This is a genomic window from Dyella halodurans (assembly GCF_026283925.1).
In the GTDB taxonomy this organism is placed as follows: domain Bacteria; phylum Pseudomonadota; class Gammaproteobacteria; order Xanthomonadales; family Rhodanobacteraceae; genus Dyella; species Dyella halodurans.
The window spans coordinates 434,767-453,097 of record NZ_JAPDPF010000003.1; the positions used below are offsets into that span (position 1 = coordinate 434,767).

16 protein-coding genes are annotated in these 18,331 nt (G+C 62.5%); 7 read left to right on the forward strand and 9 right to left on the reverse strand.

Translation table 11 applies throughout. From position 1 onward, the window contains the following. Nucleotides 1–81: 81 nt before the first annotated feature. Nucleotides 82–429, reverse strand: coding sequence for an MmcQ/YjbR family DNA-binding protein (locus OUZ49_RS08670; RefSeq protein WP_266149946.1), 348 nt, complete (start codon nt 427–429; stop codon nt 82–84). 189 nt (nt 430–618) lie between these two features. On the opposite strand from OUZ49_RS08670, the gene OUZ49_RS08675 reads away from it, so the two are divergent. Together OUZ49_RS08675 and OUZ49_RS08680 are read left to right on the forward strand one after the other, a co-directional pair. Continuing rightward, nucleotides 619–1,149 carry a dihydrofolate reductase family protein gene (locus tag OUZ49_RS08675; protein ID WP_266149947.1) on the forward strand — a complete coding sequence of 177 codons (531 nt, stop codon included), beginning with the start codon at nt 619–621 and terminating at the stop codon, nt 1,147–1,149. 87 nt (nt 1,150–1,236) lie between these two features. Further along, nucleotides 1,237–2,508 carry an acyltransferase family protein gene (locus tag OUZ49_RS08680; protein WP_266149949.1) on the forward strand — a complete coding sequence of 424 codons (1,272 nt, stop codon included), beginning with the start codon at nt 1,237–1,239 and terminating at the stop codon, nt 2,506–2,508. Nucleotides 2,509–2,672: 164 nt separating this feature from the next. Here OUZ49_RS08680 and OUZ49_RS08685 read toward each other — a convergent pair whose 3' ends face one another. From OUZ49_RS08685 to OUZ49_RS08695, 3 genes are all read right to left on the reverse strand, one after another. Continuing rightward, nucleotides 2,673–2,813 (reverse strand): hypothetical protein, encoded by a 141-nt coding sequence (locus tag OUZ49_RS08685; protein WP_266149950.1) that lies wholly within the window; start codon nt 2,811–2,813, stop codon nt 2,673–2,675. Between the two features lie 213 nt (nt 2,814–3,026). Next, nucleotides 3,027–3,524: a DUF6491 family protein gene (locus OUZ49_RS08690; protein WP_266149951.1), complete on the reverse strand. Its 498-nt coding sequence runs from the start codon at nt 3,522–3,524 to the stop codon at nt 3,027–3,029. Between the two features lie 714 nt (nt 3,525–4,238). Beyond that, a complete protein-coding gene (locus OUZ49_RS08695; protein ID WP_266149952.1) occupies nt 4,239–5,009 on the reverse strand; it encodes a TIGR00266 family protein in 771 nt (256 codons plus the stop codon). Between the two features lie 319 nt (nt 5,010–5,328). On the opposite strand from OUZ49_RS08695, the gene OUZ49_RS08700 reads away from it, so the two are divergent. The 3 genes from OUZ49_RS08700 (at nt 5,329) to OUZ49_RS08710 (ending at nt 10,317) form a co-directional block, all read left to right on the forward strand. Continuing rightward, complete coding sequence (locus OUZ49_RS08700) at nt 5,329–8,334, forward strand: outer membrane beta-barrel protein (protein ID WP_266149953.1); 3,006 nt, start codon at nt 5,329–5,331, stop codon at nt 8,332–8,334. A 112-nt stretch (nt 8,335–8,446) separates the two neighbouring features. Continuing rightward, the gene (locus tag OUZ49_RS08705; RefSeq protein ID WP_266149954.1) at nt 8,447–9,769 is read left to right on the forward strand and encodes a thioredoxin family protein; all 1,323 of its coding nucleotides are present in this window, start codon (nt 8,447–8,449) and stop codon (nt 9,767–9,769) included. A 143-nt stretch (nt 9,770–9,912) separates the two neighbouring features. After that, nucleotides 9,913–10,317, forward strand: coding sequence for a GFA family protein (locus tag OUZ49_RS08710; protein WP_266149955.1), 405 nt, complete (start codon nt 9,913–9,915; stop codon nt 10,315–10,317). 127 nt (nt 10,318–10,444) lie between these two features. On the opposite strand, the gene OUZ49_RS08715 is transcribed toward OUZ49_RS08710, so the two are convergent. Next, nucleotides 10,445–11,374: a M14 family metallopeptidase gene (locus tag OUZ49_RS08715; RefSeq protein ID WP_266149956.1), complete on the reverse strand. Its 930-nt coding sequence runs from the start codon at nt 11,372–11,374 to the stop codon at nt 10,445–10,447. 484 nt (nt 11,375–11,858) lie between these two features. Between OUZ49_RS08715 and OUZ49_RS08720 the strand changes: the two genes are divergently transcribed. Then, on the forward strand, nt 11,859–12,959 hold the full coding sequence (locus OUZ49_RS08720; RefSeq protein ID WP_266149957.1) for an alpha/beta hydrolase: 1,101 nt from the start codon (nt 11,859–11,861) through the stop codon (nt 12,957–12,959). A 130-nt stretch (nt 12,960–13,089) separates the two neighbouring features. Here the strand turns inward: OUZ49_RS08720 and OUZ49_RS08725 are convergent, their stop codons facing one another. Beyond that, nucleotides 13,090–13,620 (reverse strand): DUF1697 domain-containing protein, encoded by a 531-nt coding sequence (locus OUZ49_RS08725; protein WP_266149958.1) that lies wholly within the window; start codon nt 13,618–13,620, stop codon nt 13,090–13,092. A 235-nt stretch (nt 13,621–13,855) separates the two neighbouring features. Between OUZ49_RS08725 and OUZ49_RS08730 the strand changes: the two genes are divergently transcribed. Then, nucleotides 13,856–15,721: a beta-ketoacyl-[acyl-carrier-protein] synthase family protein gene (locus OUZ49_RS08730; protein ID WP_266149959.1), complete on the forward strand. Its 1,866-nt coding sequence runs from the start codon at nt 13,856–13,858 to the stop codon at nt 15,719–15,721. A gap of 266 nt (nt 15,722–15,987) precedes the next feature. Here the strand turns inward: OUZ49_RS08730 and OUZ49_RS08735 are convergent, their stop codons facing one another. The 3 genes from OUZ49_RS08735 to OUZ49_RS08745 form a co-directional block, all read right to left on the reverse strand. Further along, complete coding sequence (locus OUZ49_RS08735; protein WP_266149960.1) at nt 15,988–16,560, reverse strand: dihydrofolate reductase family protein; 573 nt, start codon at nt 16,558–16,560, stop codon at nt 15,988–15,990. A 295-nt stretch (nt 16,561–16,855) separates the two neighbouring features. After that, nucleotides 16,856–17,488 (reverse strand): dihydrofolate reductase family protein, encoded by a 633-nt coding sequence (locus OUZ49_RS08740; protein WP_266149961.1) that lies wholly within the window; start codon nt 17,486–17,488, stop codon nt 16,856–16,858. Between the two features lie 189 nt (nt 17,489–17,677). Further along, on the reverse strand, nt 17,678–18,271 hold the full coding sequence (locus OUZ49_RS08745) for a carbonic anhydrase (protein WP_266149962.1): 594 nt from the start codon (nt 18,269–18,271) through the stop codon (nt 17,678–17,680). Nucleotides 18,272–18,331 lie beyond the last annotated feature (60 nt).

The window sequence follows — 18,331 nt, forward strand, 5'->3', positions numbered from 1 at the left end:
ATGTTTCCAACCGCCGGTTCCGCCTCGACCGGGAAGCGGACGGTCCCCATGTCCACCCGTGTCCGGCAGTGCCCATGACCCTCATGACCCGCGATCCGGCCTGGCTGCTCTTGGCCCACCATCCTTTCGGACACGTGTCTCGTAAGCCTTGTTGACCAGCGCCTTCACCGCAACGGGGTTGGCGGCCGCCAGTGTCACCCGCAGACCAACCACCTTGCCACCCCAAAACAGCTTGTCGAGAAAGCCCGGATAGAGGGCCAGGGCCGTTTCCCGGTCTTCCTCGCCAATGAAGACATGAATGACGTCGTCGGGAGGCGGGATGGTCACGAAAATCCTTCCTCGCACCCGGAACGACGAGGATTGGTGATGCGGCTCTTCCGTGACCGCCTCGAGCGCCATCGCGTGCTTGCGGACTGCGTCTATCTTCATGGAGAGCTCTTTGCGATGAGGTGACAGGGAAAGCGCGCAGCGCCCGGATACCGTTGATGCCACTTCGGATCGAAGGCGGACCTCGGCTTATGGGTGACACCGTCCATACGGCCCCTGGAACGTGTCCAAGCATACTTCTGCGCGGCGGGGGCTAGCGCTATCCTGAAGACTCTGGAATGGAGATCTTCCATGGCCAAGCTTGTCTTCGGTTTGAACCAGTCCCTGGATGGCTATGTCGACCACCAGGCATTTACACCTAGTCTGTCGCTCTTTCGTCACTTCATCGAGCAGGCGCGCGACCTGACGGGCAGCGTCTACGGTCGCCGCATGTACGAAGTCATGCGTTACTGGGACGAAGACTCTCCTGAGTGGAGCCCGGAGGAACGCGACTTCGCGGAGGTGTGGCGCAACCAGCCGAAATGGGTCGTGTCGCGCTCGCTTCCCTCGGTCGGCCCAAACGCCACCCTTGTCACCCATGGCATCGAGGCGGCGATCCGGAGGCTCAAAGCCGAGCTCGCTGGGGAGATCGAAGTGGCCGGACCCGATCTGGCGCATAGCCTGACCGCCCTGGGACTCATCGATGAGTATCGACTCTACCTCCACCCCGTCGTGCTTGGCCGCGGCAAGCCATTCTTCGCAGGTCCGCGGCCGCCGCTCCGCCTAGTGGCCAGCGAATTGATCGCCGATGACGTGATCAGGTTGACCTACGTTCCCGCTTGATGGCGCGACTCGCCCGACGGACAACGCCAGCGCATCAGATCCGGATTGGGCGGGAAGCGGACATGTCCAGCTTCCCTGGCGGCACATTTGTCGGCGACGTCCGCCGCCAGCGACGAGCGCCGCCAGGCCGCAGTCGCATCGCGGGCGCTGACAGCGCCCGTATACCGGCTCCAAAAGTCGCTATTCTTCCCCGCCATTTCAGGGAAGAGCCCCATGCACCGTCTACCAGGCCTGGATCTGCTGCGCGCCGTCGCGATCGTGTCGGTCCTGTGCACCCATGCATGGATTGTTGGCGGCATGGGTTACGGCTTCGGCTGGATTGAAGAGTATGGCTGGATGGGCGTCGACCTGTTCTTTGTGCTCAGTGGGTACCTGATTGGCCGACAAGTGCTCGTTCGCTACAAGCGCGGCGAGGGCGTGGACTTACCGGCCTTTTATCGGCAACGGGCTTACCGAATCCTTCCGGCCTATGTGGCGGTCGTGGCGCTTTATTTCTTGTTCCCGGGCCTGCGTGAGCAAGAGGCAATCCAGCCACTCTGGCAGTTCCTTACGTTCACCATGAACCTGTTTGTCGACCAGAGCGCCATGCACGCTTTCTCGTCGGCCTGGTCGCTATGCGTCGAAGAGCACTTCTACCTGATCTTCCCCGTGGCGGTGCTCTTCGTTGCTCCTCTCGCCCGCGCGAAACGCGTGACCGGCATGCTGCTGCTTGCCTTGGTCCTGGCTGGCCTGACGTGGCGCGGGTTTGCCTGGTGGCAATCCGCAGCAGCCCCCGTCGCGGGCAGCGGCGCTTGGGAAATGGACGGGCGACGATACATGGAGCTTATCTATTACCCCACCTATGCGCGCCTCGATGGCTTGCTGTTTGGCATTGGGCTGGCGATCCTGAGCGTCTACCCGACCTCACCATGGGAACGCCTCCAGCGCTACCCCAACCTGCTCGCCCTGCTCGGTTTCACCATCGTGTTGTTCGCGGCGTGGATTTTCCGGGACATCCTGACCTTCGCCGCCTGCGTCTTCGGGTTCCCGATCCTGTCGGCAGGCCTTGCCTTGATCGTTGCCGCCGCCGCGAGCCCCGCAGGCCTGCTCGCTCGAATGAGGTTGCCGGGCACCGCCTGGCTCGCAGCTACCTCATACAGCATCTATCTGAGTCACAAGGCGATGCTCAAGCTGGCCTCAAAGCATCTTCCGGATGGCCTCAATCACCACGGCATCCTCACCTTCTTGTGCTGCCTGCTGGTCGCCATCACGGCAGCCGCCCTGCTGCACTATCTCGTCGAGCGCCCGTTCCTTCTTCTGCGCGACCAGCGGCGACACAAAGGAATGCCGTCGCCCGTCGTCGAGGCCGGCGGCGTATAGAAGGACGTCTGGTACGAGTGCACACTGAGGGCGACTTACCACGACATCGAAGTTCGCTTTGGGCCGGAAGCTGACCTTACAAGCCTGCAGGCGGCCCGCCTGGTCCGCAAAGTTCGTCTTCGGCTGACGGCAAATATTTGTGCACGGATAACGAACTGCGAGGCTTACTCCAAAGCATGAAGATGGACGGCAAGAAGCAGCTCGGCAAGTAAGAAGTAGGCAACACAGGCAAAACCTACCGCCGCCGCGACTAAAACCGTAAGCCGGATCATGCCCCAAATGACGACCGCCAATCGCAGCTTCATTGCGGTAGAGCTCCAGGTACCTGCAAGGTGATGGTCGACTGAGCTTGGCGAAGAGAACCGGTTCGCTGGAAGTCTGTTCCGGCTCGGGAGCGAACCGTACTGAGCCAAACGATACCGTCGACATTGGGGCGGTCGATTCGCGCCACTGCCGGAAGGCCCGACGGGCGCGACATCACGATGGAGATGCGCGTCGTCGGCCTCCGTTGACATGCTTTACCGCGTGCGGCCCCCGTCGGTCATGTCGCCTGTGCGGAACATGGTTTCCCAGCGAAGCGTCTCTTGATCTATGGGGTAGGTGGCGTCTGCACGCGTCGGACGGGACTCAATCACTCTCAGGCGGTTGCCAAGATCGCGCTTGTCCACCGTCTGGATAACGACGGAGCGGCAGTCGTGTGAAACACCGGCGTCGAGCGACACGATGCGGTTTCCCGACAGCATCGGCTGCGGGCAGCCTTCGTCCGTGGTCACCAGCCAGACGTTCTTATGTGATCCGTCTACGGTATAGACCGCGATGCGGTGATCGCCGAGCGGATCCACGCTGGTCACTAGCGCCGTGTCGGCGATGCCTTGGACCGCATGGCCGGCCGCCTTTACGTAGGCATCGCGTTCGGCGGCCTGGAGATCTTTTTCAGCGCCTGCCATGGCAACGCCGCTCGCAATCAGCCAGACGACGCAGGCCAGACTCCAAACCTTACCCTTGCGTATCTTCATGACGACGCTCCCTGGGACGATGGTCGGTTTCCTCTTCTACAAGCCGCGTCTCGCAAGATCAACCGTCGAAGCGTGAAGATTCTTTCATGTCACGTCCACGTTTTTCATGAGATGGATGGTCTGGATGCAGCGGCCAGTCAATGAGCATCGACCCGGTACCCGCAACAGGGATGCCATCGTCCAAGATCAGATAGCCGACATAGGAACCATCCAGCAAACGTCGTCCAACCTATTCACGGGAGCGCTCGATCATGGGCATCAACACCTCGTCGCTCCTTCCAGCATCCTGAAACAGGTCTTCGCGATGCCGGCAGTCTAGGTCAAGGTCATCGATGCCGAGCGCTCGAATGTCCAAGGTGATACCGATGTGAAACCGCTCGGTCATCGATTTGAAGTTCAACGATCTACTTCAAGCGACCGACGACGTGCGTTTCGAATATCACGCCCATGCCGGATGCAACCTGAAAGGTGATCGCACTGGCACGCGGTTGATCGTCCGATCGCATGGAAAACTGTATGGCCGCGGCGCCGATGCCCTCCGGCGCGTAGGAAGTAGCGTCTTTCCATCGCATGCTTTACCCAGACGACGTCGACTATGGATTTGGAGCGAATATTTCCCGCATTGGCCAGTGCGACGGCAACACCGGCCCAGTCGCCATGCGGGGGCAGATGGGTGAAAGCGCCCATTCCCCCGCACTCCATGCCCAGCTCAAATCACTTGTCGTCGCCACTCAGCAAGGAGCCCACGATGCCTCCGAGCAGGCCGCCGCCGACCGCTGCGCGCCCGCCGCCGCTGTCGTTACTGGGCAGGTATTCGGCCACCTGGTGCGCCAGGCGGGAGATGGGTAACGTCTGCAGCCACACCGTGCCGGGGCCGGATAGCACGGCCAGGAAGAGGCCGTCGCCGCCGAAGATGGCGTTCTTGATACCGGGGACCGTGGTGATCTGGAAGCTGACCGAAGCCTGGAAGGCACCCACGTGTCCCGGATGGACCCGCAAGGTTTCGCCAGGCGCCAGATCCTTGCGGATCAGTTCGCCGGAGAGTTCAAGCCATGCCGTGCCGGTGCCGCCGACTTTTTGGAGCCGGAAGCCATCGCCGCCGAAGATGCCGGCACCCAGCGACTGTTGAAAACCCACGCCCAGGCTGACTTGCGGCGTGGCGCAGAGAAAACCATGCCGATGCACCAGGTATTCATTACCTGGGCTCACCGATACCGGCACGATGTGCCCCGGTACCTTGGCGGCGAAGGCAACCTCGCCCGGTGCCTGCGCAGCGCGGTACTCGGTCATGAACAAGCTGCCGCCGCCGACCACGCGCTTGAACATCCCCATCAGCCCTCCACCACCGCCCATCTGCGTGTGCGTGGTCATCTGGATCGACGAGGTCATCCATGAAAGCTCGCCGCTCTCGGCGAAGACGCTCTCATTCGGCTCAAGCCGCACTTCCAGTACCGGCATCACCGTGCCCTGTATGCGTGTCTGCATGTCCTGTTCTCTTGATGTTGGATGGTTGCGGGCTGGCAGGCATATAACCAGTCGTTCTACCGGCATGCGAAATGCTCATATGCCGACCCCTTTATATCCTGCGCAGTCCAGGTATTTATATAGCCACCCCTCAGTGTCGACGCGATGAACTCGCCAAGGGGACCTCGAGACACTGGGACACACCCGCTCCTGGCAACAGGCGCTCCCCCAAGATCCAGGCAGTGAACACACCCGTGGGCAGGGATGCCCCCGTGACGCGCATGTACACGCATGCGGCGGCATGCGTGTGCCACCACGCCACGTTTGAGAGTCGCTCTAATTGAACAAGCAGATTGTGTTGGCAAGCCGTGCCCTATCGTTTGCGATCGCCGCGGCCGTCAGTCTTTCCAGTACACCCGCCGCGGCGCAGTCCACCACCGGCAGCATCTTCGGACAGGTTCCGCTGGCCGGTGGCGAAAGCATCCTGATCAAGAGCACCACCGGCATCTCGCGCGAAGTGCCGGTCGATAGCCGTGGCCGCTACGTCGCCTCGGAACTGCCCTTGGGCACATACACGGTGTCGTTCCTGCGCAACGGCCAGGTTGTCGACTCACGCGACGATATCGGGCTGCGCGTGGGTAGCGGTACGGAAGTCTCGTTCGAAAATGCCGCCGCCAAGAACCTAGGCGCGGTCAACGTGAGCGCCAATACGGCGCCGCTGATCGATGTCACCAGCGTCGATTCGCGCACTGTCATCACGGCTTCCGAACTCGCGAAGTTGCCGCTCGGGCGCTCGGCCGAAGCCATTGCCCTGCTCGCCCCCGGTGTGACCAACAACAGCGGCGGCTACACCGGACCGTCCGGCCAGTCGCTGGTGACGTTCGGCGGTTCTTCGGCCAGCGAGAACGCCTATTACATCAACGGCTTCAATACCACGGAGACGCAGCGCGGGCTGGGCGGGCTCACCCTGCCCTATGGCGCCATCGAACAGCAGGAGATTTATACCGGCGGCTACAGTGCGCAATACGGCCGCTCCGACGGCGGCGTCATCAACATGGTCGGCAAGCGCGGCAGCAATGACTGGCACTTTGGTGGCCAGGTGTTGTGGGAGCCTGAATTCGCTCGTGCCGACGCCAGCAATACGTACTACACCAATGGCCTGCCGGCATCGCCGATTGCCGGGAGCCTGTATGACCCCAACAGCCGCAACCGCCAGTGGACAACCACGTATGACGCGTACATCGGCGGCCCGCTGATCAAGGACAAGCTGTTCCTGTTCCTCGCCGGCGAGGTATCCAAGCAGGACGGCTCGACGGTCAACGGCGTGTCCAGTGCCCAGCCTTACGTGAACTACCGTGAGTCATTGCCGAAGTGGTACGGCAAGCTGGACTGGAACATCACCGACAGCAACATCCTTGAACTGACCGGCGCGTCGAACAAGAAGAACACCTCGGGCAGCATCTACAGCTACAACTTCACCACGCTGACGCGCGGCGCCTTCATCAACGCCGCGGACAACACCAAGACCGGCGGCGACCTCTACTCCGCCAAGTTCACCAGCTATATCACCGACAGCCTCACGCTCAGCGCGCTGTACGGCAAGATGAGGCTGGACAACTACGACGTGCCGGGCAACTACGACAGCAGCCTCACCTATCTCACGGACATCCAGAACCAGAATCCCGCACTCAATGGCGGCACGCCGATCGGCAATGGCCAGGTGACGCAATCGCTGTACAACCCGAACCGCCACAACACCAGCAACAACCTTCGCCTCGACCTGACCTATCAGCTGGGCGCGCATACGTTGTCGGCAGGCATCGACAATCAAAACGCTCGCGCGATCGACCAGGGCAGCCAAACCTCCGGTCCGGGTTACTACTGGGGCTACGGCTATACGACGACACCGACGGTGGCCTTGATCCCGAATCTTGGCGTCGGCGCGCCAGCGAACTATCCCAACGGCGCCGCGGGCTACTACGCAGTGCAGTACATTGACAGCTCGATTGCGAGTGTCCGCTCCGCCCAGCGCGCGCAGTATGTCGAGGACAAGTGGCAGGTCACGGATCGCTGGCTGCTGTCGCTGGGCCTGCGCAACGACCAGTTCACCGACTACAACGCCGATGGCCAGGCCTATATCCGCCAGAACCGGCCGCAATGGGCGCCGCGGCTTGGCTTCAGCTGGGACGTGAACGGCGACGCCAGCTTCAAGGTATACGGCAATGCCGGTCGCTACTATCTCGGCCTGCCGCTCAACCCGGCCTTGAACGCAGCAGGCGCCTATGTGGCGACCCAGCAGTACTTCACCTATAGCGGCATCGCTGCCGATGGCACCCCCACCGGCCTGGTGCCGTTCTCCAACGCCGTGTCGCCGAACAATACCTATGGCGTGCTGCCTGATCCTAAGACGGTCACCGCACAGAACATCAAACCGGAGTACCAGGACGAATTCATTCTCGGCCTGAGCAAGGCCATCGACGACCACTGGGTCTACGGCGCCAAGCTGACCCAGCGCATCCTGCGCAGCGGCATCGACGACTATTGCGACGTGGGCGCCATCGAGAACAAGGCAGCCGCGCTGGGCTACGACGTCAATTCGACCAATAGCTGCTACCTGATCAACCCGGGACGGGCCAATACCTTCACCGTGGTCGACACCAGCGGCGCCTACCGCAGCGTCAGCCTGAGCAACGCGGAAATGGGCTTCCCGCCGCTGATCCGCAAGTACTACGCGCTCGAAACCTTTCTTGAACACCCGTTCGATGGCCATTGGTACGGCAAAATCGATTACGTGTTTTCGCGCAGCTACGGCGACACGGAAGGCCAGCTGCGTTCGGATATCCAGCAGACCGCGGCGTCGACCAGCATCGACTGGGACTTCCCTGCCCTGATGTCCAACAGCAACGGTGCGCAGAGCAACGATCATACCCACCAGATCAAGTTGTTCGGCTACTACCAGATCACGTCGGAATGGCAGGTCTCGGGCAATGTATCCCTGGTGTCGGGCAACCCGCGCAACTGCCTCGGCTTCTATGGCCCCAACCAGACCGACCCGGTGGGCTATGGCAGTTACTACCACTGGTGCGGCGGCCAACCTTCACCCCCGGGCACGTATCGCCTGCCGTGGAACAAGCAGCTGGATGTCGGCGCTAGCTACCGACCGTCGTTTGCCGCGGGCAAGCTCGGCTTCTCGCTGAACGTATTCAACCTGTTCAATTCCCAGGCCATCCTCAACGCCTATCCGTACTACCAGATCTCCCCCGGCACGCCTGATCCGCTGTACGGCTCCGCCGTGGTCAGGCAGCAGCCGCGCTTTGTGCGGCTGAGCGCCACCTACGACTACTGATGTCGCACCGCTTGTGCAGGTCGTCCCCTCGCCGCCTGCACTCCGAAGGGATGGCCCACACTCCATCCCTTCGTTCTTGATCTCAACCCGCCGCCGATAGAGGCACACGACCATGCAAACGGCTTCCCGATTCATCAAGACCGTCCTCGTCGCCGCGCTGACGCTGCTGGGCGCATCGCTACACGCCGGCGAAAGCAAGGAAACCAACAGCATCGCCGATGCGATCCAGGCAGCGGGCCAGCAGCATCGTCCGGTGCTGATCGATTTCCACGCGGTGTGGTGCTACTCCTGCTACTACATGGCCAGCCATGTACTCAACGGGCCCGCGTGGGACGCCGTGGAGCACAAGGCCATCGTGGTCGAGGCGGATGCCGACTCACCGGACGGCCAGGCGTGGCTGAAGAAACTAAAGGTCTCCTTCCTGCCCAGCTATGTGGTGTTGGACGAGCACGGCAACGAGCTGGGACGCATCGCCGCCGAGCAGCCGCGCGAAAAGTTCTATCCGCAGATCAACGCCATCATCGCGAACGGCCGGTCGCTGGATACGCTCAAGGCCAAGGCCGCCAGCGGCTCGGTCGATGCAGTTGCCGGCGTACTGGGCGCCTACAAGGCACGCGACGAAGGCGAGGAAGGCCTGCAGTGGTTTGCCTCGTTGTCCGCCCCTGTTCGCGACGCGGCGGGAAAGAACCCGAGGGTCGCGCTGGCACTGGGCCAACTGGGCCTGGCGAAAGCGCAGGCCGCCAACGACGATGAGGCCGTCATCGCCAGTGCTCAACGCGTCTTGGCCGGGCCGATCGGATGCGAGCGTCCCTATGTGCTCGACGCCTTGCTGGACGCGAGCAAACGCCTGGGCGCGGCGCAACGCACGGCCCTGCTGGCGCCGCAGCGCCAGCCGCTCGACCACTACCTCAACGCGCAAGTCCTCACCGCCAAACCCACCTGCGTCGACCAACGCAGCGCCGTGCTGGCCAGCGCGAACCTGGATGCGGCACTCGGTGATCATGCCGCCGAAGCCGGCGTACTGGATCGTGCGATCAAGCTCGCCAGGCAAGGCCTGGGCGACGATGTCACCCGCGACCGCAACCTGGCCGACAACCTGCGCGTCTACCTGGCACGGGCAAAGCGCACCGACGAACTCGATGTCTTCCAGCGCAAGCTGATCGCCGCGTATCCTGACGATTACGTCTACAGCTACCGCTATGGCCGCAGCCTGCTCGAAGCCGGCAAGCCGGAAGCCGCGCTGCCTTATCTCGCGCAGGCCGCGACCAAGGCTTACGGCGCCAATCGGCTCGCAGTCGCCACCCAGCAGGTCAAGGCGCTGAAAGCCCTGCACCGGACGGCAGAGGCGACGAAGGTGGCAGATGCGGCGGTTGCCGACAGCGGCCCCTGGTTCCCCAAGCAGACAGATGCATTGAAGGCGGAGCTGAAGTCGTAAGCGAGGCACACACCCGACCTCGGGCGACCATCGCAGACTGCTCCCGACCAGCCCGCAAGCACGGCGCCCGGCTCAACCTGGCGCCGTTTTCAGTGGCATAGTGGCCGACGAGCATGCCGGTGTCGTCGAAACCGAGGTGACTTATGTCGAGCAAAACCGCCTCCTGTACCTGCGGGCAACTGCGCATCGAGGTTCAGGGAGAGCCCCTGGGCGTTGGCGTCTGCCACTGCCTGGCCTGCCAGCAACGCACGGGTAGCGTGTTTGCCGCACTCGCCGCGTACCGGCCCCCGTTTACGGTCACCGGCACTGCCACGGAATACGTGCGCACAGGCGACCAGGGTTCCAGGTTTCGCTTCAGGTTTTGCCCGGTCTGCGGCAGCACGGTGTTTCACACCGAAGAGGGCGACGATCGATCCGTGTCGGTGGCGGTAGGCGCCTTTGCCGATCCAGGCTTTCCCGCCCCTCGCGACTCGGTCTATGAGTGCCGGCGGCATGCATGGGTGCAATTGCCCGCCGATATCACGCGCTACGACAAGGATCCGACGTAGCGCGTGCTTGATGCCGATGGTTCGGCTGATCCATTACAAACGGCGAAGGTGAGCACGCGTGCCCTTCGAGCCGAAGCCATCGAGCCCGATCACGGAAACTTCCGGCTTCGCATCGCTCACCCGGCTGCTAGTTGCTACCGATGTTTGCCAACGCAAAATCGATCGCTGCACATACCGCCGTCGCCTGTGCGGTATTGCATTGCTCGGCACTGGCTCGGGGGCTGTCGGGATAGACCTCGGTGGTGGTCTTGTACGGCGCACCGGTGATGCCGGCGCAGAGACCGAGCTGGGTGAGCGGATACTCGATGACGCCTGGCGCGACCATGGGCGAGCCGATGATCTCGCCATGGCTATCGGCCGGGGCGATGTGGGTGACTTTCTCCACCGCCGCAATCACCGCCTTCTGGAATGCCGGCTGCGGATGCGCGCTGTCATCGACCACGTAGAAGCCGTCGGGGACCTCGCCCGGTACGTAGGGCACGCCATCGCGGGCAGCCAACGCCGGGCGGAACTCGGACTCGTCGCTATCGGTGGTCTCATGCAAATCGATATGCACCAGCACGCGATCGCGCAACGGAGCGATCAGCCGCAGCAGCGCAGCCGACTCCTGCGCCGGACTGTTGTCACGAAATGAGCGGTTCGGATCCAGCGCGTTGGCGTTCCAGCGATGAATCCGCTCATAGGCCCAGGGGCTCACGCAGGGCGCCACCAGCAGGTTGACCCGGCCCGCATAGGCCGCCGCATGCTGCTCGATAAACTGCAAAGCCCCGTGCACGCCGCTGGTTTCATAGCCATGCACGCCGCCCGTCACCAGTGCAACGGGAAGGTCGTCACGCCAGTCGCGACTCTTGATGGCCAGCAGCGGGTAACTGTCGTCCTGGTAATCCAGACGACCGTACGTCTCGACCTCAAAGCGCTCGCGCAGGCGCTCGATCACGCTCAGCACATCCGCTGCATAACTGCGCTTGCGGGTCTGCCGCGACAGCCAGAGGGCGACTTCCGCACTACCCCAGGGCTGTCCGGGCGTGCCAATCGGAAAGGGGGTATCAGACGTCATCGGTTCGCTCACATAGCCGGGAATACAAGGGCAAAGCATGGGGTCAGGATGACCTTCCCGCAACCACAGCGCTGGCACGTGAGGGCGAATGACGCTACCTGTCCCGTCTTGCCCCCTTATTGGGTCCGCAAGGCGCAGGCGGCACCGGCGCCCTGTTGGCGTCGTGCCGAACGCGCCAACAGTGAAGGCCTCGTCAACGGTTCTTGCTGAAAGGCCCGGTATGCCGCCAGCGTGTCGAGTGATTCGCGCAGCAAGTTGATCTTTGCGCGCTCCGCGACGAGTCGCCCCGCATGGGTCTGCCGATAGGTTTTTCCGGCGCAAAGCACCTGCGCTTCAACGCTGATTTCGCCGAATACATGAAAAGCGCACTCCGGTCCCTGCCTGGCCAAAAGCCTGGAATACGCCAATCATTCAGCGGCCAAGCTTCACCACGCCTGCCGTCGGCTGGCGAAGACCGAGAACTTTTTCCCCAATCCTCGAGTCGATGAGAACGCACGCCAGGCAGCTCGCGGAGCTGCGGCTCATTGAGGGTACGGCCTTGAAAGGGAATCGATTGAAGGCAGGTTGTGCAGTGTTGGGGATGGTCTTGGCAGGTGGCGTACAGGCCGGAGGATCGGCCGATATTTCGGTGTTGCAGCGCATTCCAGATAGCTATGCGCAAGCAGGAACACTCGTCACCATAGCGCCTGGTCGCAAGTTGAACCTTCGCTGTGAGGGCCATGGCGAGCAGACCGTACTCCTTGAGGCTGGCTCACGTGCCGACACCACCACCTGGTTCAGGCTGCAGCCGCTGTTGGCGGCATCCAGCAAGGTCTGTTCATACGATCGGGCGGGTTACGGCTTCAGCGATGAAGGTCCGCTGCCACGAAACCTCGATGCCGATGTCGCGGATCTGCACGCACTGATCCAGCAAGCCGACCTGCATGCGCCGCTGGTGATGGTGGGGCACTCCAGGGGAAGCAATATTGTCCGGCTCTATGCCGACCGGTACCCGGCCGATGTCAGTGGCATGGTTCTGATCGATCCTCCCGCGCAGGACATCGCCGCCGTCGCGCCGGACTGGGCGAAGCAGGAGGAGGAGATGAGCGCGCAACGGTTTGCCTTCATAAGCCAATGCGAAGCGGGTGCGGAGAAGCATCAACTGGCGTCACCACCACCTGCACTCGCGCGTTGCGTGGCCGGCGCCAATCCACTTGCCGGTGCAAAGGTGAATGCGGCGATTGCCGCCTACAAATACAAACCGGCGTTCTGGCGCACGCTGAAGTCGGAGCTCGAGGACAACGTGGTGGTTTACCGGCAGCCCGTGGCGGCCACGGAAACGCATGGCTCGACGCCCATGATCGTACTGACCGCCGCCGACACCTATGCCGACGCCCCCGCGGATATTCGCAAAACGCTCGAGGCGGCCAGGGACAAAACCCAGGCGCAAATCCTCGCCACCACGACGCGTCACCAGCGAATCGTCGTCGATCACGCCTCACACGACATTCAACTGGATCAGCCGCAGGCGGTAGCGAGCGCCGTTGCTGCCCTAATGAAGCAGACAGCCGTGCCCGTCCAACAGGCTGCCACAGGCATGCCGTAGCCAGGCTACTGTGCGGCTGAGTGTGTGCTTGAAAAAGCCGCGTAAATTGGGGGGACAGCGGTCGATTGCGGGAAAGGTGCGCCCTGCCCCCTGTTTGCAAGAAGGAGGACCGTCCAGTGACATCCTTGAACTAGCTGTCCTTGCCGCCCTTGCTCTTGGCAGCCATCTCCGCCAGCTTGACCACCGTGTTCATATTGCGCGCCGTGCCGGTCTTGGCAGCCGGGATCTTCAACTTGGAATCGGCCATGCCGTCACCGTAGTGGACATAGATTTCGCGCTTGCCCAGCTTGACCACTTCGCCGTTGACCCCGGTGATGGTCTTGAGCGTATCGGCGGGCGGTGCGGCGTCGATAAAGATCGCCATGACCCGGTTGGGCGCCGCCTTCGGAAAAGGATTGGCTGCTGCCACCGCAGCCATCTCGGCCGCCGTACGCACGTGTACGGCAACCGCCTTCCCGGCGTAGCGATGGAGGCGGCTTTCGATGGCCACCTGCACCTGTGCCGCCGTCTTCTTGCTGCTGAACACGACGTTGCCACTGGCGATATAGGTGCGGACATGCTCGAACCCGGCATCCTCACACATGGCCTTGAGCTCGCTCATGGGAAGCTTGCCGGTGCCTCCCACGTTGACGGCGCGCAATAACGCGATGAATGCGGTCATGTCCCTATCCTCGATTCCCGGAGCTACGGCGAACCCTGGCTGCCGCCCGATTTGGGCCCCATCCGTGCCTGTGATCGCGGCCCCGCCACCCGGCGGATCGCCGTCGCGCGCCAGCATAATCCAGGAAATACGCGGGGGTATTCACCCTTTTCCATCCCCCGGACCCTAAATGTCCCTGACCTTGAGGTACGGCTGCGTATATAGTTCCTGTTTCCAAGCACTTCCTTCCAAGAGCATGATTCGAAGCAACCAGGTTTTAGTCACCATCGGCACGGCCTGCACGATTTCCGCGGTCGGCTCCACGGAAACCTACCAAGCCCTGGTGGCGGGGACCGAGGAGTTTTTGCCGTTGGCCGCGTTCGACGCCGGCCTTGTCGACGTCGACCCCAACGCGGAAAGCGCAGCACATGCCATGCGCTGGGCCTCGGGTGCGCAAGCGGGCGAGTCCGTGACATCGCAAGAACTGGCGCAGCTGCATGGCGATGCCTTGCGTGCGAACTCAGGCATTCGTCACGTCGCGGGCGTTCGTGAACTGGCGCCGCGCGTGGTCACCGATATTGCGGCCCCGCTGCCACACGACCTGGAGACGGTAGGCTTGCGCAGGCTGGCCGGCCTGCGCTACGACGATATCCGTGGCTCGGGCCTGAAGGACATGCATGGGCTCTTTCAGGACGACCCGCTGCTCAGTCCGTCCTTGCAGTCGCAGCTTTTTGCCTATGGCGCGCTCGGCGCGCTGGCCGGACTGCCGCGCTCACTGTCTGAACTCGTACCCAATCCGTTCGGCTTCCGCGTCGTCTCGGCCACTGCGTTTGGCGGCATGGAAGCGCTGGGGCAGTGGTTGCGACCGGATGCGCCCTTGCCTGAAAGCGGCGTTCCCAAGGATACCTTCGCCGTTCGCCTGGCCCATTCGCTGGGCTCACATGGGCCGGCCCTGGTATCGACCATGCTGGCTCCGTCCTACAGCATCAGCCGCGTGCTGAAGAACCCGGCGCTGCGCGAATCGCTGCGGTCCGATGATGTCGGCTTTATGCGCGTGCCGCAGACGCCGATGACCGCCGTGGGTGCCTGTGCGTCGAGCCTCATTGCGCTGGCGGACATTGCACCGCAACTGCTGTTCGACTACCCGGGCTTCCAGAAGCCGCAGATGGTGCTGCTGACGGCCGCGGATGCGCCCCTGCAGCCGCGCTACGGCATTCTCGAGGCTTTCGGCGGTGGCGCGCTCATGACGGGCGAAAAACTTGCCGCCAAGAATGCCGCCCATACCGATGGCATGCAGCGCAGCGTGCACGACTCGCTCGCCCCGTTCGACATCGATGCCGACGGCACGGTGGTCGGTCATGGCGGCTCGGGCTTGCTGGTCACGACGCTGGAGTTTGCCCTCAAGAACCAGCTCGACATCACCTCGATCATCGTCGGCTGGGGCCAAAGCGCCGAGGCCGGCGGCAAGGCGCACTTTGCCGGCGTCGGCTTCGGTGGTGAAAACGCCCTGGTCCAGGCGCTCGACATGGCCTTCCTCGGTCACGGCTACGGCGTCTCCGATTTTCATTACCTGGCGGCGCACGCCACCGGTACGCGCACCAATTCGAAAACCGACCTCGGTACCGCCTGGGCCGGCTTGAATGGCGCGGCGCAGCGCCAGCGCTTTGAAGGTCCGCTGCCACGACTCTTCGTTGGTACGCCCAAGGCCGTCGGTGACGGACATACCATGGGCGAAACCGGGCTGAAGGCCATGTCTCAGGCGCTGCAGTACGTCTTGGGCCGCCCGGCGCCAGGCGTACCGACGCTGCGCCGACTGGACCCGGACCTCGCCGATATTGCCGGTCATTTCCATTTGCAGCCCGAGCCGTCGTCCGGCAATACCAACGGCGGCGCGCTGTGCGTGACGCAGGGGTTTGGCGGTTACAACGGCGCCGTGGCGCTACGCTCGGCAACGCCGGAGGCGCTGGCGCGCTACGTCTGCGATCCCAGCGAACTGGCAAGCTATCTGGAGGCCTGGCCGACCATCCGCGCCGAGCGCGAAAAGCGCGAGCGTGTGGCTCGCCGGAGTGCCAAGCTGGCCCTGGCCATGACGGAACGCCATCGCTGGCTTGGCCTCGAGTAAGTCGCCGCGGCGCCGGCAGCGAATCTGGCGCAGCGTGACTCCCACGTTCCAGAGCGGGGGTCAGAGTCAACTTTCACGGTAGTGCACGCCGACCCCTGGCATTCGCACAGGGGTCGACTTGCCATGGATCGAACAAGCCGCCGCGTGAAAAATCGTCCTGCATGGTTTCCGTCTTCGCGCGCATCGACCGACTAAAGCCGCCGTCGAAAGCGGCTTAGCCGGGGGCTTGCACGCCCAGCGATCCCCCGTGGGCACCGTCCCGCGATCTACTGGTCAGCCCGCACCGCGTAGCAAAGCTCCACGACGCCACTCCGGTAGGCGTTCACCTCTGCCAGATGGAGCGCCACATCGGTTTCGAGCCCGCCGAAGAAGGGAATGCCATCGCCAATCAGGATCGGCAGAATCGAATAGCGAATCTCGTCCGCCAAGCCACGGCGAAGGCATTCGCCGCAAAGGGCACCGCCACCGACGAACCAGATGCTGTGGAACGCCGGGCGTAGCACCTGATCGACGAATTCCGCGAGATCGCCCGAGTGAAATTGAACCGTGTCGCGATTCTTGGGAAGGACGCGGGTCGTGAGCACGAACACCGGTTTGTCGCCATAAGACCAACCAAAGCCTTTGGCTTCAAAATTCAAGGCGGTTTCATAAGTTCGCGATCCCATTACGTAGCAATCGATCGCCTTGAGGAACGCCTCGATCGTCGCCGGATCCAGCGTGCGACCGCCTGCGAACACGTCTGAAGTCTCCATCCAGTCGACACGTCCGTCCTTGCGGGCCACAAAGCCATCAAGGCTCGCCGCCATGTGGATGGTTACGCGAGAGTCTGTGTCTGCCATCGCTATTCACCACGCCTGCAAGTACGAGGCCGCTGCCGTGATGCCGCATCGCCCCGGATTCATGCGTCCGCCAAGACGCGGCGATCTTACACCCGAAGTCCGCGACGCCCCGTGGAAGAGTGCAGATACATGCCAAGCATCCAGATCCTTCGAACACGAACATGTCTGCTTCGGGCCGGAAGCGCACATGGCTAAGTTGCACTTCCTCTTTGAAGTGAACAGCAACCTAAAGTCGTGTCGTCCCTGCTCAAAACCTCCTCGAATCTCGCCCGCTGCAGCCGGTTGTTGGACGCCCTCACTGACGCACATAACGCACGTGCGTAGCGGCTGGTCCATCAAGAACCCGGTCAATGCGAAACTGCGGCCCCGGTTCGCGCAGGTTCTCGAAGAGACGCCGTCCGCCGCCGAACAACACGGGCGCCAAGGCAATTTCCAGCTCGTCGACGACACCCAGGTTCAGGTATTGCTGGATCACATCCGCTCCACCCGAGATACGAACATCACGACTGCCGGCGGATTCACGCGCCAGCTCGAGGGCACGCTCCGGACCCTCGTTGATGAAGTAAAAAGTCGTGCCACCGGGGCGCACCCACGGGTCGCGTTGCTCATGGGTAAGAACGTATACCGGGGTATGAAACGGCGCCTCCTCCGGCCAGGCCTGCTCGCCTTGATCGAACATGCGCTTGCCCATGATGTTGGCGCCAATGCGCTCGTTGGTGCTGCGAAGCAGGTCATTGACCGGACCGGTCTCGCCCCCTGGTCCGAGCTTGAGGAGGTTTTCGCGAAAGTACTGTTGATTGAGCAACCAGCCCATCATTGCACCCCACTTGGCGCCCCAGTTCTTGTACTCAGGCTTACCCATGGTCATGCCTTCCGGTGCCATGTAGCCATCCAGGCTGAGTCCAATGTTGACGAATACTTTGCTCATGACGCTCCTCTCGCTTGTTCGAATGTCGACCTACGCTCGCGCGTCGCTTCCCTCAGGAATGAGCTTGATATTAGAGGTACCCAGCTTGTCCGCAGCGTGACGGAAGCGTACGTGGGCGCTCACCTTCGCAGAATCACCTGGCCGATCGAAGTGAAGTCACCGAATCTTCACGCCGCTGCAGTCACCCACTTACGTTGACATCCAAGCAGGTATGTCCCGCACCACCTCGGTCAACTTGCCAGTGCTGATCTCGTAGAAGAAGCCGTAGAGCTTGATGCGCTTCGGCACCGCCGGGCTTGAACGAAGCAAGGCGATGTCATGCTTGATGGAGTCCTCGAAATCCATGATGGCAAGGCTGCCGCGATCGAACATCGTCGCGATATCGGCGCGATGATGGTCATGAAACTTCTTGATGAGAAGCTCGGGCGTCAGCGTGGTCGTGCCGCAGAACGAGTGGTGCACCACGACGACATTCTGAACGCTGAAGATGTAGTCCATGGCTGCCACGGACTCCAGCGCGAAGGCGGCACGTCCACCCGCATTGGTCTCGACGAAGAGCGTCCGGGTGTGACCCACCCGATTACCGGATTCGTCGAGGATGTTTTCACCCGGATAGACCTCGTCGCCAAGATACGCGGCGACGGCCAGCGGAATGTCGGCCGCCCGGGGATCAAAGCAGTGGATCACGAGCGTCTTCATCGGGATCGCCTGATTCGCGCCCTCGAAGGCGTTCATGTCGAAGCCGGGGAGCTTTCTGTACTCGTAAGCGCTGAACTGGCCCATTTCCCATCTCCACAGCCGTTGACTGCAGGCAGATCCACCAGCTCGGCGAAAAGCTGTCTC

Coding starts and splice junctions, on each gene's coding strand:
- OUZ49_RS08670 (WP_266149946.1), bottom strand. CDS start 429: ATGAAGATAGACGCAGTCCGCAAGCACGCGATGGCGCTCGAGGCGGTC.
- OUZ49_RS08675 (WP_266149947.1), top strand. CDS start 619: ATGGCCAAGCTTGTCTTCGGTTTGAACCAGTCCCTGGATGGCTATGTC.
- OUZ49_RS08685 (WP_266149950.1), bottom strand. CDS start 2,813: ATGAAGCTGCGATTGGCGGTCGTCATTTGGGGCATGATCCGGCTTACG.
- OUZ49_RS08690 (WP_266149951.1), bottom strand. CDS start 3,524: ATGAAGATACGCAAGGGTAAGGTTTGGAGTCTGGCCTGCGTCGTCTGG.
- OUZ49_RS08695 (WP_266149952.1), bottom strand. CDS start 5,009: ATGCAGACACGCATACAGGGCACGGTGATGCCGGTACTGGAAGTGCGG.
- OUZ49_RS08705 (WP_266149954.1), top strand. CDS start 8,447: ATGCAAACGGCTTCCCGATTCATCAAGACCGTCCTCGTCGCCGCGCTG.
- OUZ49_RS08710 (WP_266149955.1), top strand. CDS start 9,913: ATGTCGAGCAAAACCGCCTCCTGTACCTGCGGGCAACTGCGCATCGAG.
- OUZ49_RS08715 (WP_266149956.1), bottom strand. CDS start 11,374: ATGACGTCTGATACCCCCTTTCCGATTGGCACGCCCGGACAGCCCTGG.
- OUZ49_RS08720 (WP_266149957.1), top strand. CDS start 11,859: ATGAGAACGCACGCCAGGCAGCTCGCGGAGCTGCGGCTCATTGAGGGT.
- OUZ49_RS08725 (WP_266149958.1), bottom strand. CDS start 13,620: ATGACCGCATTCATCGCGTTATTGCGCGCCGTCAACGTGGGAGGCACC.
- OUZ49_RS08730 (WP_266149959.1), top strand. CDS start 13,856: ATGATTCGAAGCAACCAGGTTTTAGTCACCATCGGCACGGCCTGCACG.
- OUZ49_RS08735 (WP_266149960.1), bottom strand. CDS start 16,560: ATGGCAGACACAGACTCTCGCGTAACCATCCACATGGCGGCGAGCCTT.
- OUZ49_RS08740 (WP_266149961.1), bottom strand. CDS start 17,488: ATGAGCAAAGTATTCGTCAACATTGGACTCAGCCTGGATGGCTACATG.
- OUZ49_RS08745 (WP_266149962.1), bottom strand. CDS start 18,271: ATGGGCCAGTTCAGCGCTTACGAGTACAGAAAGCTCCCCGGCTTCGAC.